Source organism: Microcystis sp. M061S2 (genome assembly GCF_020245605.1).
In the GTDB taxonomy this organism is placed as follows: Bacteria; Cyanobacteriota; Cyanobacteriia; order Cyanobacteriales; family Microcystaceae; genus Microcystis.
Genome location: NZ_JADBUP010000078.1, coordinates 22,149 through 34,724 on the forward strand (window position 1 = coordinate 22,149; position 12,576 = coordinate 34,724).

The 12,576-nt window shown below is 40.8% G+C and carries 12 protein-coding genes; 8 read left to right on the forward strand and 4 right to left on the reverse strand.

Annotation, left to right across the window (positions count from 1 at the left end):
* Position 1: 1 nt before the first annotated feature.
* From IM475_RS14005 to IM475_RS14025, 6 genes are all read left to right on the forward strand, one after another.
* Positions 2-760, forward strand: a complete 759-nt coding sequence (locus IM475_RS14005) for a PP2C family serine/threonine-protein phosphatase (RefSeq protein WP_287727967.1) — start codon at positions 2-4, stop codon at positions 758-760.
* An 87-nt stretch (positions 761-847) separates the two neighbouring features.
* Positions 848-2,869 (forward strand): SUMF1/EgtB/PvdO family nonheme iron enzyme, encoded by a 2,022-nt coding sequence (locus tag IM475_RS14010; RefSeq protein ID WP_287727968.1) that lies wholly within the window; start codon positions 848-850, stop codon positions 2,867-2,869.
* A 369-nt stretch (positions 2,870-3,238) separates the two neighbouring features.
* Positions 3,239-3,628, forward strand: coding sequence for a nucleotidyltransferase family protein (locus IM475_RS14015; protein ID WP_002736777.1), 390 nt, complete (start codon positions 3,239-3,241; stop codon positions 3,626-3,628).
* Complete coding sequence (locus IM475_RS14020) at positions 3,615-3,959, forward strand: HepT-like ribonuclease domain-containing protein (RefSeq protein ID WP_287727969.1); 345 nt, start codon at positions 3,615-3,617, stop codon at positions 3,957-3,959. Before IM475_RS14015 ends, IM475_RS14020 begins: the two co-directional genes overlap by 14 nt.
* A gap of 23 nt (positions 3,960-3,982) precedes the next feature.
* Positions 3,983-4,072, forward strand: coding sequence for an immunity protein CdiI family protein (locus tag IM475_RS23180; RefSeq protein WP_502865693.1), 90 nt, complete (start codon positions 3,983-3,985; stop codon positions 4,070-4,072).
* A 16-nt stretch (positions 4,073-4,088) separates the two neighbouring features.
* Complete coding sequence (locus tag IM475_RS14025) at positions 4,089-4,337, forward strand: type II toxin-antitoxin system HicB family antitoxin (RefSeq protein ID WP_002795687.1); 249 nt, start codon at positions 4,089-4,091, stop codon at positions 4,335-4,337.
* Between the two features lie 384 nt (positions 4,338-4,721).
* On the opposite strand, the gene IM475_RS14030 is transcribed toward IM475_RS14025, so the two are convergent.
* Positions 4,722-5,456, reverse strand: a complete 735-nt coding sequence (locus IM475_RS14030; protein WP_287669660.1) for an SDR family oxidoreductase — start codon at positions 5,454-5,456, stop codon at positions 4,722-4,724.
* Between the two features lie 38 nt (positions 5,457-5,494).
* Positions 5,495-6,283, reverse strand: coding sequence for a class I SAM-dependent methyltransferase (locus tag IM475_RS14035; RefSeq protein ID WP_287727970.1), 789 nt, complete (start codon positions 6,281-6,283; stop codon positions 5,495-5,497).
* Between the two features lie 367 nt (positions 6,284-6,650).
* On the opposite strand from IM475_RS14035, the gene IM475_RS14040 reads away from it, so the two are divergent.
* Both IM475_RS14040 and IM475_RS14045 read left to right on the forward strand, forming a co-directional pair.
* Positions 6,651-6,977 carry a mannose-binding lectin gene (locus IM475_RS14040; protein ID WP_287727971.1) on the forward strand — a complete coding sequence of 109 codons (327 nt, stop codon included), beginning with the start codon at positions 6,651-6,653 and terminating at the stop codon, positions 6,975-6,977.
* Between the two features lie 185 nt (positions 6,978-7,162).
* Positions 7,163-7,321 carry a microviridin/marinostatin family tricyclic proteinase inhibitor gene (locus tag IM475_RS14045; RefSeq protein ID WP_287658692.1) on the forward strand — a complete coding sequence of 53 codons (159 nt, stop codon included), beginning with the start codon at positions 7,163-7,165 and terminating at the stop codon, positions 7,319-7,321.
* Positions 7,322-7,485: 164 nt separating this feature from the next.
* Here IM475_RS14045 and IM475_RS14050 read toward each other — a convergent pair whose 3' ends face one another.
* Positions 7,486-7,965, reverse strand: coding sequence for a hypothetical protein (locus IM475_RS14050; protein ID WP_287658690.1), 480 nt, complete (start codon positions 7,963-7,965; stop codon positions 7,486-7,488).
* A 277-nt stretch (positions 7,966-8,242) separates the two neighbouring features.
* The gene (locus IM475_RS14055; protein WP_287727972.1) at positions 8,243-12,499 is read right to left on the reverse strand and encodes a non-ribosomal peptide synthetase; all 4,257 of its coding nucleotides are present in this window, start codon (positions 12,497-12,499) and stop codon (positions 8,243-8,245) included.
* Positions 12,500-12,576 lie beyond the last annotated feature (77 nt).

Consider the following 12,576-nt stretch of genomic DNA (forward strand, 5'->3'; position numbering starts at 1 on the left):
TATGTGGAGAACATTATGTCAGTCGGTGGTCGGTAGTTTTCACGTCCAAACGGGATTACCCTGTCAAGATTATGGTGATTATAAATTATTGGGTCAGGATGTTTTGATTGGAGCCGTGGCCGATGGGGCCGGTAGTGCCAAACATTCGGATTTGGGTGCGAAAATAACAGTTAAAGCAGCGCTGCAATTTTTAGAGTATAAGCTCAAAAAAACAGCATTAGCTGCCACTGGAACTGAAGCGGAATTAAAGGAAATATTCCGGCGACTGTTGGCTTATGTTCAGCAAATTCTCCAAGAAGAAGCCGAAAAAGAACAGTTAGATATTAATGATCTGGCGACAACTTTACTGGTTGTTTTGGTTACTTCAAAACGATTAGCGGCGATGCAGATAGGAGATGGTTTTATTGTGTTCAAACCTCTGGGAGGAAATTATCAGTTATTGTTTCAGCCTGACAAGGGGGAATACATCAATGAAACCACTTTTGTTACTTCTAGTAATGCTTTGGAGGATATGCAAATAAAAATTTTAACCGAGCCAGTTGCCTTTATTTGTGTGGCGACGGATGGAGTGGAAAAGGTATCGATCGATTATAAAAATTGGCAGCCTTTTCCGCCTTTTTTTCAGCCATTAGAGGAATATTTACAACAGACAGAAACGCCATTGCAAGAAGACCTCAAAGAATTTTTAGAGCGGGAGGATTTAAATAAGTTAACAACCGATGATAAAACCTTACTCCTAGCTTTTTGTTTAAGAAACTGAGGGGTTTAAGAAACCGGGTTTCTGGATCTGGCAAGGAAACGACTAGATAAATTTTTCTGAACAGCACAAATACTCGGAGATTTTTTGATGTCTTTAACTTATCGCTGTCAACTACAGAATCGCTGGATTACACTGACGCAAGAACTGGCGAACAGTGGCGAAGCGAAAGTATGGCACACTAACTTTAATGGGTACTTAGCGAAAATCTACCACAATCCCCATAATGAAAGGGTTGATAAATTACAGTTAATGGTGAGAAATCGGCCTGGGGATCCTAATGCTCATCTTAACCATATTTCCTTCGCTTGGCCCTATTCTATCTTGGAAGATAACCAGGGAAAAGTCGTTGGTTTTTTAATGCCAGAAGTGGTGGGTTCAGAAACATTATTAAAGCTTTGTACGCCCATAATGAGAAGAAAATACAAGTTAGAAACTAATTGGTATTTTCTTCATGTAGTAGCGCGGAATATAGCCGCTATTATCGAAGCAATTCACCTTAAAGGTTATGTTTTGGGAGACATCAAGCTAGAAAATATCTTAGTGAATAATCGGGCGTTGCCTACAATTATTGATACAGATTCATTTCAAGTATCAGATCCCTATAGCGGTAAAATATATCGGTGTTTAGTTGGCTCAGAAGGATTTACGCCGGCGGAATTAATCGGAGTGAATATAGCAGATGTAGATCAAACAGAAGTGCATGATCGCTTTCGATTAGGAGTTGTTATTTATTATCTATTATTTGGCGGGCCGCCGTTTCGGGGATTGTGGCAAGGAGGAGGGGATTCCCTGGAACAGTCGGAACTAATTCGACGGGGACTATGGCCTTTTTCTGGGGATAAATTGCTTGTACCTAGTAATACTACCATACCATTAAATATTTTACATCCCGACTTACACGCCTTATTTTTGCGCTGTTTCAATGAGGGACATAAATTCCCCCACAGACGACCGACGGCTAAGGAATGGTGCGATACTTTGGAAGCTGCATTAAATGAGGTTATACGCTGTGGCAAAGTTGATAATCATTACTACAACCGCAGTTACGGAAAGTGTTATTGGTGTGAGCGATTTAGTGATTTAAATTTTGATATTTTTCCGGGGAACAGTATCGCTACTGTGACATCTACACCGTCACCTAAAGTATCGCCCAGATCGCCCTCTTCGCCACCACCTCGTCCAGTTTCGCCACCACCTCCCCCAGTATCGATTAAATCATCTCCTTCACCTATACCTCCTCAAAGATGGTCGCGTCGTAAAGTCTTAATAAATTTGGGGTTAGTTACAGTAGGGACAGTCGCTAGTAATATTTTCGCTCAGTTGTTTCGTCAGAATCCTACTCCTTCTCCTTCACCTCGTCCTTCAAGTTCTGCATCTATCAGGTTTACAAAGCCAACTCCATTTACAGAAAACCTACCCAATGGAGTAACACTGGAGATGGTAGGCTTACCAGCAGGTCAATTTCTCATGGGATCTCCTGACAGTGATCCCGATGCTTCGGATTCTGAAAAGCCTCAACACCAAGTTAAAGTCAACAGTTTTGCGATTGGGAAATATCCGGTGACTCAGGCACAATATCAAGCAGTAATGGGAACAAATCCCTCTTATTTTAAAAATAATCCCCAAAATCCGGTAGAAAAGGTTAGTTGGAATGACGCTCAAGCCTTTTGTCAGAAATTGAGTCAGATAACAGGGAAAACCTATCGTCTCCCCACAGAAGCGGAATGGGAATATGCTTGTCGTGCGGGGACTACTACTCGCTTTTATTTCGGTGATGATGCTAATCAGTTAGGAGATTACGCTTGGTATGACGACAATTCTCAGGGGACAACTCATCCTGTGGGTCAGAAAAAGCCCAATGCTTGGGGACTCTATGACATGAGTGGCAATGTTTGGGAGTGGTGCGAGGACAATTGGCACGATAACTATATCGGAGCGCCAAAGGATGGCAGTGCTTGGCTGACAAATGATAATAATGATCATATATTGCGTGGCGGCTCTTGGGACGTTCTTCCCGGGGGTTGCCGTTCTGCGGTTCGCGCCGACCTCGTTCTCCGCTTCAGCAGCTGCGGTTTTCGGGTGGTGTGCGGTGCTGGGAGGACCCTGTAACCCTTATTCCCTTTTTACCCTTTTTACCCTTTTTCTCTTTTTCCCGCCGCTAGGCGGGTCGATTTTTTTGAAAAAATTGAGGTAGTGTTAAATTTTGTTAAGGACAATGAAAAATGAAACAGTTATCGGTTGTTAAAAAGCCGTGGGTTGGGTTGAGGAAGGAAACCCAACCCAATGATTTAAAAATGTTGGGTTTCACTATCGTTTGGCCTAACCTACGATCAGACTACGGACGAAAAAGTGAGCGCCGATCTCCTAGGGTGTGTTAATGTTGGTGTAGCCTACCAGCCGACTTTACATGGCGGGTTACTGTAACCTTAAGGATCTCAAGTGTTTTGTCAAGGATAATTTGGGGGATTTTGCTCACCAATGAAACAAGCTATTACAGCGAAGGTTGTTAAAATAACCACCAACAAGGCCGAAAAAATCTTGTTAAATTCTGGTTTTAACAAAAAACAAGCTCAAGTTATCTTAAGCAAAATTACTAATTTTTGTCAACATTGGAAAATTCTTGAAATGTCTTTATTTGGTTCAGTATTAAGGGAAGACTTTCGAGTTGATAGTGATATTGATGTTCTTTATAAGTTTGCTCCCAATCATGGCTGGGATTTGTTTGATATTGTTCAGATGAAAGAAGAATTAGAGGAGATATTCGGACGCAAAGTTGACTTGGTTAATCAAGAGGGACTGAAAAACCCCTATCGTCGTTACGAAATTTTAAAAACTCATCAGCTAATTTATCGTCATGAACAGTCGTGAGGCTGGCTATCTTTGGGATATGGTCGAAGCTATTACTAATATCCAAGAATTTATTCAAGATGTTTCTTTGGAAGAATATTCCAAGAGTCTTTTGTTACAAAGTGCTGTGGAAAGACAATTAGAAATTTTAGGAGAAGCATCCCGTAGAATTCCTGAGACTTTTCAACAAAAACACACCAAAATTGATTGGAGGGGAATTATTGGACTCAGAAATATTATTAGCCATCAGTACGATCAGGTTCAACCAGAAATTGTCTGGAATATTATTACAGTAAGACTTTCTCCTTTGCTAGAACAATTGCAGTCTCTATTACCACCATTGCCCCAATGATAATAATTTAAAAAATTAAGTTAATGGCAGATTATGACTGCTATCCTCTCTGGGTAATCGATCAAATAGGTGAGATAGATTTCTCGGAATTACCCTTTAGCAGTGAACAGTAAATAATTATCGCTTAGAATGAATTGTAAAGGTTACGAAGCAGTAGTTTTTTTTGATGACGAGGCGGGTATCTTTCACGGTGAGGTGGCCAACGTCCGAGATGTTATCACTTTTCAGGGAGAGAGTGTAGCGGAATTGCAGCAAGCTTTTGCTGATTCAGTGGAAGATTACCTAGCTTTTTGTGCCGAGCGCGGGGAAAAGCCAGAAAAACCTTTTTCTGATAGTTTTCTGTCACAGCCACACCCGAAATTACACCAACAAATTTAGCAATAAGTAGGTTGGGCCCTCGGAACGAAACCCAACCCAATTATTTAGGGTTTGCTGAAAAAGGCCTAGGGTGGGGTCAGGCAGAAGGCTCCGAGGCTGCGAGGCAAGAGTTTCAGGCTTTGTTGCCCTGCTTTTTTGTACCAGTTTGTGTACTGCACGAAAGATAATGCCAGGTTTTTGAAGGTCCCAATCCTATTTTCGCAGCAGTAACATCGGATTTTAACAGGTCAAAAGCCTTATTTTAAAAGGGTTTTACCATTATTCAGCAAGCCCTACTTATTAATTTTCCTGCATTTTTATGCTCACTTTGTTCTTTTCGCTCTTCTGCTCTGACACCAGATTTTTTGTTCTCGAGGATTTCTCGGTCTTTTTTCACCATTTCTTTTAAAGAGTAACTCCACCGTCCACGGGTAAAACCACACCTGTCATATAGGGGTTGATAATCAAACTCAATACTGCTAGGGCGACTTCTTCGGGTTGCCCTAAATGTTCGACAGGTAGGGCAGAAACCGCCCATTTGCTCAGGTCGGAGCGTTCCGAATCACCTTGACTGGTCCAGATGCTTGTATCTTCTATTAATCCGGGGGCAACAACGTTAACGCGAATAGGAGCGAGTTCTAGGGCGAGGGCGCGTCCAAATACGGCTACAGCACTATTAGCGGCGGCTATGACGGAAATTCCGCCCATTTTGGAATATTTGAACATAGTGACGCTGGATGTCAGGGTAATAGAACCGTCCTTGGCCAAAGTTTTCAGGGAGCCACGCACTGCTAAAAAGGTTCCCCAGAATTTCTCCATACCTCCCCGGGCCGTTTCTGCGGTCATTTCGGTTAATAAGGCTCGCGGCATATTTCTGTCTCCGAGAGAGGTGACTACTAAATGGTCAAAGTTGCCAATTTCTGCAAAAAAGGCATTAACAGAATCTTCTTCTAAAAAATTAACAGTTTTGGCTTCAATCTCCCCGGAAATTAGGGCAACAGCCGCAGCTAATTTCTCTTGAGAAGCATGGGAAAGCACCACTTTTGCCCCCAGGGAGAGCAATTTTTCGGCAATCGCTAGGTCAATCCCGGAGCTTGCACCAATAATAACGACTTTTTTACCCGATAAGGAATCAAACATTTTTTTGTCTCCAAAAATTCAAGAAAAACTGACAACTATTACAGTATATTGACTGGCTTTTGGGCAGCAACTAACCAATAAGTTATGGCCGAGGAACTTAGCAAATTATCCAGAGCCTTAATGTTTAAATTATAGGTTTCTTCGTCTAATTTTCCCGATTGCAATTCCTCTGTTAACCAAGACTTAAGATGGCGAAAATGTCTGAACCAGCACTCCTCCGTCACCTCGACAAATTGAACATCTTTAAACCCTGCCTGTTGATAAAGATTTTGATACTCGGCAATATCTTTGACCGTGTTTGCTTGGGGAACTGTCCAATCTCCTAAAAGTTCTGTTGTGGCAAAACTCAGATCTGAGAGAATTAAGGTTCCCCCCGGCTTTAATACTCGCCAAGCTTCTTGTAAGAATTGCCGCCTAGTATTAAAATAAAAAGCCGCTTCTACACAAATAATTTGCTCAAAAGAATGATCGGCAAAATCCATCTCTACCGCATCCATTAACAGAAATTTACCCTCGGGAAAATTCAAGAGACTTCTGGCAATTTGTGTCGGAGAAATGTTAATGCCCACAATTGCTGTCAATGGGTAATATTTGAGAAGATAATGGGTAGTTGCTCCCAAACCACAGCCAACATCAAGAATTGTTCCCTGTTTGTTGGGAATAAATTCTAAAAGTTTCTCCATCAGAGTAGAGGATGCTTCCTGTTGATCTTGGGTATGGGAGAGCCAATAACCGACATTAAAAAACTCTCTTTCACCATAAAACTCTCGAATCGAAGGACTACAAATTAAATCATCGAATCTACTAATCCATTCATTTTTATCCATTGTTAAACTCACTTAACTCTTTCGGCAAAAACTACATTAGTCTAACACGATTGGGCTTAGTAGAACCCACTTTCCGCACTTCTTAACATTCAATTGATAATTTTTACTAATATATTGCTTACAATCCTTTGCCAGTAAAGATTATAGCTACAATCATGGATTTTTATCAAGGTGAAGAATTGCAAATTTTTTTCTCAGAAAAAATCAATTATTGAAATTTTTCTCAATAGTAGTTTCTACAATCAAGGTTTTTCGTCAAAACATCTTGGGGAATGTAAAAATATATAAAAGTATATGAAGCGGTGCGGAATGTCGGCTGCTAAGGCACTATGCTGAATCATATTGTTTTTTAACACACAGAGTTGTCATGCCTAATTTTTCGCACACTTGTAACAGTATTAACTACGACCCTGACAGCACAATCCTGAGTGCTGAGTGCCAAGCTCGCGATGGAGAATGGCTCCCCACCGAACTGACGCTTAGTGACCATATCGGTAATATAGATGGGGAATTGCAGTTCGGGGATCAAAACTTCCAAGAAACCTGCCAAGATTGTCACCTTGAGTTCGGGGATGGAGAGCAATCCGTATGGTTGGTGTGTACTTGTGAAACAAGGGATGGGAAATGGAAACCTACGCAAATACTGTTAGACAGTCAGATCGATAATAACGATAGCCAACTGGAAATCGGATAGGCTAGGGGAAGACGCAAGAAATCCAGGATTCCGCTATCTGTTGGCTAGGAAACCTACACTTACCCGCAAGAGAAGTGTAGGTAGTTCACCAAGTATTTGACTTGAGTAAGACGGCAATATATGTTACTATCGCAAGGTAATCGCAGCTAGCTTGAAAAAGCTGCCACTCAAAACTAGGAATGACCATGAATTATCCTAATAGCGAACAAAGTAAAGCAATCCCCTTCTTTGCTCGTTTTTTATCTGCGGACCAAGACGAGGCTCCGACTCCCGATTCCCCCCCCGATTCTCAACCCGCTCCCGTTTGGACTTGGAAATGGCCTTCTGACTGGGAAGATAGTTAATTAATTTAAAGATTGCTTTCAGTAATTCAGACAGAAATAAACTGCCGCCATAAGTCAAGCAGGAGTAAGATTTATGGCGGTTTTTTGTTGTATTTAGGGTTTGCTGAAAAAGTCAATTTGCCGGTGAGGGCAGCGGGGGGAGAAGGTGCTTAGTCAAGTTAAAACTACTCTTCAGCAATTTCGACTTCTTTGGGAGCAATGGGTTCTTCGGCAGCAATTTCTACTTCAATAGCCTTTTTCAGGTTAAGTTTTAGAACTTGAGAAATTGGCAAACCTTCCACCTCATTGATGAGATATTCTTGAGTTTCTGTTTCACGACGTTTGAGATAGACCGTTTTAAGCAGTGCCTCAATGCCATAACGCGTAACAATGTCGCCAATAATGGTAGAGATGCCTAAGACCCCAAGTCCACCAATTAGTCCCAGCGGACCGCCTAACCCAAAAAGCGCGTAAATCATCGGATAGGCAGTACCACCGGATGCGGCAACAGCAATAATGAAAATAATGCCGGGGAGTCCCAGAGATGCAAGTTTTTGAACAACTTCATCCAGAGAAATTCCCCAGGAGACAAGTTTTTTGTTGATGTCTGTGGGATTAATTCCGAGAAAATCATTGGGAATGGCCGTTTCAGTAGTTTCCGTCATTGATGAGACTCCTAAAATCACTAAGTTGGATTGGTTGGTCGGGATTTCAGTCATATAAAATCCATGGTAAGGCAAAAGAATACAAATCGGCTGTCTAGCAATCAGATGCCTTGCAGCATTTTACATTAGTCTTACCGTTCACACAACTTGTAGAAAATCGTCAGTTCTTAGATTAAATCCTGTTGAAAAGATAGATGAGATTGGGGAGAAACAATTGATAACTGGGTTTTTCAAGTTGAATTGGGAGTTAACCATAGTCTTAAAAACGGGTTTGGTATCAAATCTCAAGGCAAACTTTTAACTCTTCGGCTAAAATCTGGACATGGGGTTCCACCATAATCGAGACATGATTTCCTAGGACGAAATGAATCTCAACTGGCTCTGTAGAAAATTCACTCCAGCCTAAAGAGGAATCCTCGCAATCTCCAGCTATTAAATCTTTATTTGGATCATCAGATAATTCCTCACTGGCCCGTATAATCGTAATTTTACCAGGATAAGTCTGTTTAGGGAGATAATCAATCAGGCATAAACAGCTAGTTTTATAGGCTTGGACAATTTTTGCAAGCTGCCTAGTTTCCGCATTGGGAGGAAGCATATTAGCCAGTTTAAAAAAGTTTAAGGCGTATTTTAATTGTTCCTCCACTGTTAAGAGTTGAAGAGTTTCATAGGAAATATCGATGGTTTTATCTAAATAAACTTCGATACCTTTGCTGACTTCGGCTAACCACCGCGCATGATCCCAATTAATATAATCAAGCAAAATTTGTTTGTCTTTATAAGTGGGTGCTGAAGAATCAATGATTGCTAGTAATGCCACTTGTTCACCCTGATTAACCAACTGTTGAGCCATTTCAAAAGCCACATTACCACCGTAGGAATGTCCTCCCAAAAAGTAGGGTCCTTGGGGTTGTAAATCCTGCATGGCTTTAAGATAAATACTGGCTATATCCTCAATGCGAGTGATTTCTCCAAACTGTTGATAGAGATCATTTTCAAAACTGTAGAAAGGTTGATCTTTTCCTAAATAACGTCCTAAATGGTAAAAATAAAATGGTCGTCCCCCGGCCCCAGGGACACAGAAGAAAGGCGGCTTTGAACCATGAGGTTGAATGGGAACCAAACAAGACTGATTAGATGGATCTAAACCGGTTTTAATAATAGTCGCTAACTGTTCAATAGTTGGGTTTTGAAACAGTGTTGTTACGGCAATTTCTTTGCCCAACTGTTCCTTAATTTGAGTTATTAAATAAGGAGCCAACAGGGAATGACCACCGAGATCAAAAAAGTTATCCTGCACGCTAACTTTGTCAATTTTTAGCACTTTTGACCAAATTTGTACTAGGCTTAATTCTAACTGATTACGCGCTTCAATAAATCTGTCTGAATCACTGGGGTTACTAGGAGCTTTTAACGCACGGCGATCAATTTTTCCGTTAGCTGTTAAAGGGAAAAACTCCAGCATCACAAAAGCAGCCGGAACCATATAACCGGGCAATTTATGGCTAAGAAATTGACGCAAATCGCCACTTGTTAGCTTTACTCCTAGCTTAGGTACAATATAGGCAACTAACTGTTTTTCCCCGGGATTGTCTTCACGAACAATCACACAAGAAGACTGTACCGCCTGATTTTGACTAAGTACAGCCTCAATTTCTCCCAATTCAATACGGAAGCCGCGAATTTTTACTTGATTGTCAATCCGTCCTACATATTCAATATTACCATCGGGTAAATAACGGGCCAAGTCTCCCGTTTTATATAATTTTGACGGCTCATTGCCCCCCTTATTAAGGGGGGTTGGGGGGATCACTTCATCCTTCTCAAAAGGATTAGGGATAAATTTTTCTTGGGTTAATTCGGGACGGTTAAGATAACCTTTGGCTAATCCTGCACCAGCAATATGTAATTCTCCTACTACACCAATCGGGACAGGTTGGAGATAGTTATCTAAAATGTAAACCTGTGTGTTGGAGATTGGACAACCAATGGGAATTGACTTTATTGTTGCCTCTAGTTGTTTAGGAATAGGATAGCAACAGGTAAAAGTTGTACTTTCTGTTGGTCCATATCCATTAATAATTTGCGTCAATGGCAAAGTTTCCAGTGCTTTATGAACATGAGCAACTGAAAGTGCTTCTCCACCAATTAGTAGCTGTTTAATTCCTGATAAAGCTTGGGAATTATCGTCAATAATCTTATTGAACAAAGCAGCCGTTAGCCATAAAATAGTAATGCCATGTTTGTCTATTGCATTTCTTAAACTTGTAGCGGTAGGAATATCTTCCGTAAAAATCACACATCTCGCACCATGTAATAAAGCACCCCAAATCTCAAAGGTAGAAGCGTCAAAAGCAATGGGAGCCATTTGTAAAAATCTTTGTGTTGCATCCAGATGTGCGTAATTTACGCCAAACAAAAGACGGTTAACGCTACGATGAATAACCTCAACGCCTTTAGGTTTACCTGTAGAACCAGAAGTATAAATGACGTAGGCTAAATTATCCGCAGAAACTGTGCTGTTCAGATTCTGCTGACTTGCTTGATTAATTTGTTGCCAATCTTTGTCTAAACAGATAACAATAGCCTGATGATTTGGCAAGGAATTCTGTAAAGATTCGCAGGTTAATATTATTTTAACCTGGGTATCTTGGAGCATGAAGCTAATGCGTTCTTGGGGATAATCTGGGTCAATAGGAACATAAGCTCCACCGACTTTAAGAATAGCCAATAATCCCACAATCATGTCTAAGGAACGCTCTAGACAAATCCCCACTAATTCCTCTGGTTTTACTCCTAATTTTTGCAGGTAATGGGCTAATTGATTAGCACGACAATTTAATTCATTGTAGGTTAATTTTTGCTCTGAACATACCACTGCTACCGCATCGGGTGTGCGTTTTACCTGTTCTTCAAATAATTGATGAATACATTTATCAGAGGGATAATCTGTGTGAGTTTCGTTCCACAATGATAACAATTGATAACGTTCTTCATCACTTAACATCGATAACTCAAAAATTCCCATATTGGGATTAGCTGCAATCGCAGTTAAGAGATTCTGAAAATGTTGCCCCATTTGGTTAATAGTGGGGGCAGCAAACAAATCCGTACTATAACACCAAACCGCTTCTAAACGATCAGAAACTTCCCAAAAATTTACCTCTAAATCAAATCGCGCTTTAAGCTCAACAGATAAAGGCAAACTCTCCATCTTTAAGCCAGATAAACTGGCCTCAGATTGGGGAGTATTTTGCAGTGAGAACATCACCTGTATCAAAGGATTGTGACTTAAATCTCGGTTTAATTGTAATTTTTCTACTAACATTTCAAAAGGCAAATCTTGATGGGCATAAGCTGATAAAGTTGTTTGCTTTACTCGTTCTAATAACTCCAGAAAACTCGGATTTCCCGACATATCACCCCTTAAAGCCAAAGTATTGGCAAAAAAGCCCATTAATTTCTCAATTGCCGAACTATTACGATTAGCTATCGGAGAACCCACCAAAACATCTAATTGACCACTATAACGAGAAATTAGGACAAAAAAAGCCGCCAGTAAAGTCATAAATAGTGTTGCTCCTGACTCCTGACTTAACCGTTTGAGGCGTTGTGTTAAGTCTTGATTCAGGCGAAAAACTTGCCCATCACCCCGGAAACTAGGAATTGGAGGACGGGGATAATCCGTCGGCAATTCTAAAATAGTAGGTGCATCTTGTAACTGTTTTTGCCAGTAATTAAGTTGACGCTCCAAAACTTCACCGGTGAGCCATTGACGTTGCCATACGGCAAAATCGGCGTATTGAATCGATAATTTAGCGAGAGGGGAAGGCAAACCCTGGACAAAGGCCGCATAAAGTTGAGATAATTCATCAAAGAAGATGCTCAAAGACCAACCATCGTAAATAATATGGTGCATCTTCAACAGCAATACATACTCTTGAGAACCCAGTTTAAGTAACTTAAATTGGACTAATGATTCCTTGGCTAGATTAAAGGGTTTTAAGGAGAAAGCAATCGCTATTTCTTGCAGATGTTCTGTTTGTTCATTCTTTGATAAACCTTGTAAATCTTCCAGGGGTAAACTGACGGGTGAAGGAGGAGCAATGCACTGAATTGGTTGCCCTTCTACCATGGGAAAAGTGGTTCTTAAAATTTCGTGACGGCGAATCAGTTCACTGAGACTTTGTTCTAAAGCCAACAGATTGAGGGAGCCTTCTAACCGCAAAGCTTCCAACAGATTATAGGAATGACTATCGGGAGAAAGTTGCTGCAGAAACCAGAGTCGTTGTTGAGCAAAAGAGAGGGGTAAATCCTGATACCGTGACACAGAAATAATCTCTAAATCAACAGTATTAGTTGGGATTTTTGCCGCTCTTAAAAAGTCCAAAATTTCAGGTTTTTTGGCGGCGATTTCTTCTTTAATTTCTGGGGTCATAACCCCTTTGGGAGCCTGAAAACGAAGTTTTTCGCCTTCCAGCCACAGTTTAATATCTAAACCCTTTAAATAGGCTAAAAAATCTCCTACTTTCACTTACCAATTGCCTCCAAAGTTGTTGTTAAATTAGCTCTAAATCACGAAGTTTGCCCTGAGGATGAAAAAGTCCATAG

Bases quoted from the DNA above. Each gene is read 5' to 3' on its own strand.
- IM475_RS14015 (WP_002736777.1), top strand. From the start codon at position 3,239: ATGAAACAAGCTATTACAGCGAAGGTTGTTAAAATAACCACCAACAAG.
- IM475_RS14040 (WP_287727971.1), top strand. From the start codon at position 6,651: ATGCCTAATTTTTCGCACACTTGTAACAGTATTAACTACGACCCTGAC.
- IM475_RS14045 (WP_287658692.1), top strand. From the start codon at position 7,163: ATGAATTATCCTAATAGCGAACAAAGTAAAGCAATCCCCTTCTTTGCT.
- IM475_RS23180 (WP_502865693.1), top strand. From the start codon at position 3,983: ATGGCAGATTATGACTGCTATCCTCTCTGGGTAATCGATCAAATAGGT.
- IM475_RS14030 (WP_287669660.1), bottom strand. From the start codon at position 5,456: ATGTTTGATTCCTTATCGGGTAAAAAAGTCGTTATTATTGGTGCAAGC.
- IM475_RS14050 (WP_287658690.1), bottom strand. From the start codon at position 7,965: ATGACGGAAACTACTGAAACGGCCATTCCCAATGATTTTCTCGGAATT.
- IM475_RS14020 (WP_287727969.1), top strand. From the start codon at position 3,615: ATGAACAGTCGTGAGGCTGGCTATCTTTGGGATATGGTCGAAGCTATT.
- IM475_RS14005 (WP_287727967.1), top strand. From the start codon at position 2: ATGTGGAGAACATTATGTCAGTCGGTGGTCGGTAGTTTTCACGTCCAA.
- IM475_RS14025 (WP_002795687.1), top strand. From the start codon at position 4,089: ATGAATTGTAAAGGTTACGAAGCAGTAGTTTTTTTTGATGACGAGGCG.
- IM475_RS14010 (WP_287727968.1), top strand. From the start codon at position 848: ATGTCTTTAACTTATCGCTGTCAACTACAGAATCGCTGGATTACACTG.
- IM475_RS14035 (WP_287727970.1), bottom strand. From the start codon at position 6,283: ATGGATAAAAATGAATGGATTAGTAGATTCGATGATTTAATTTGTAGT.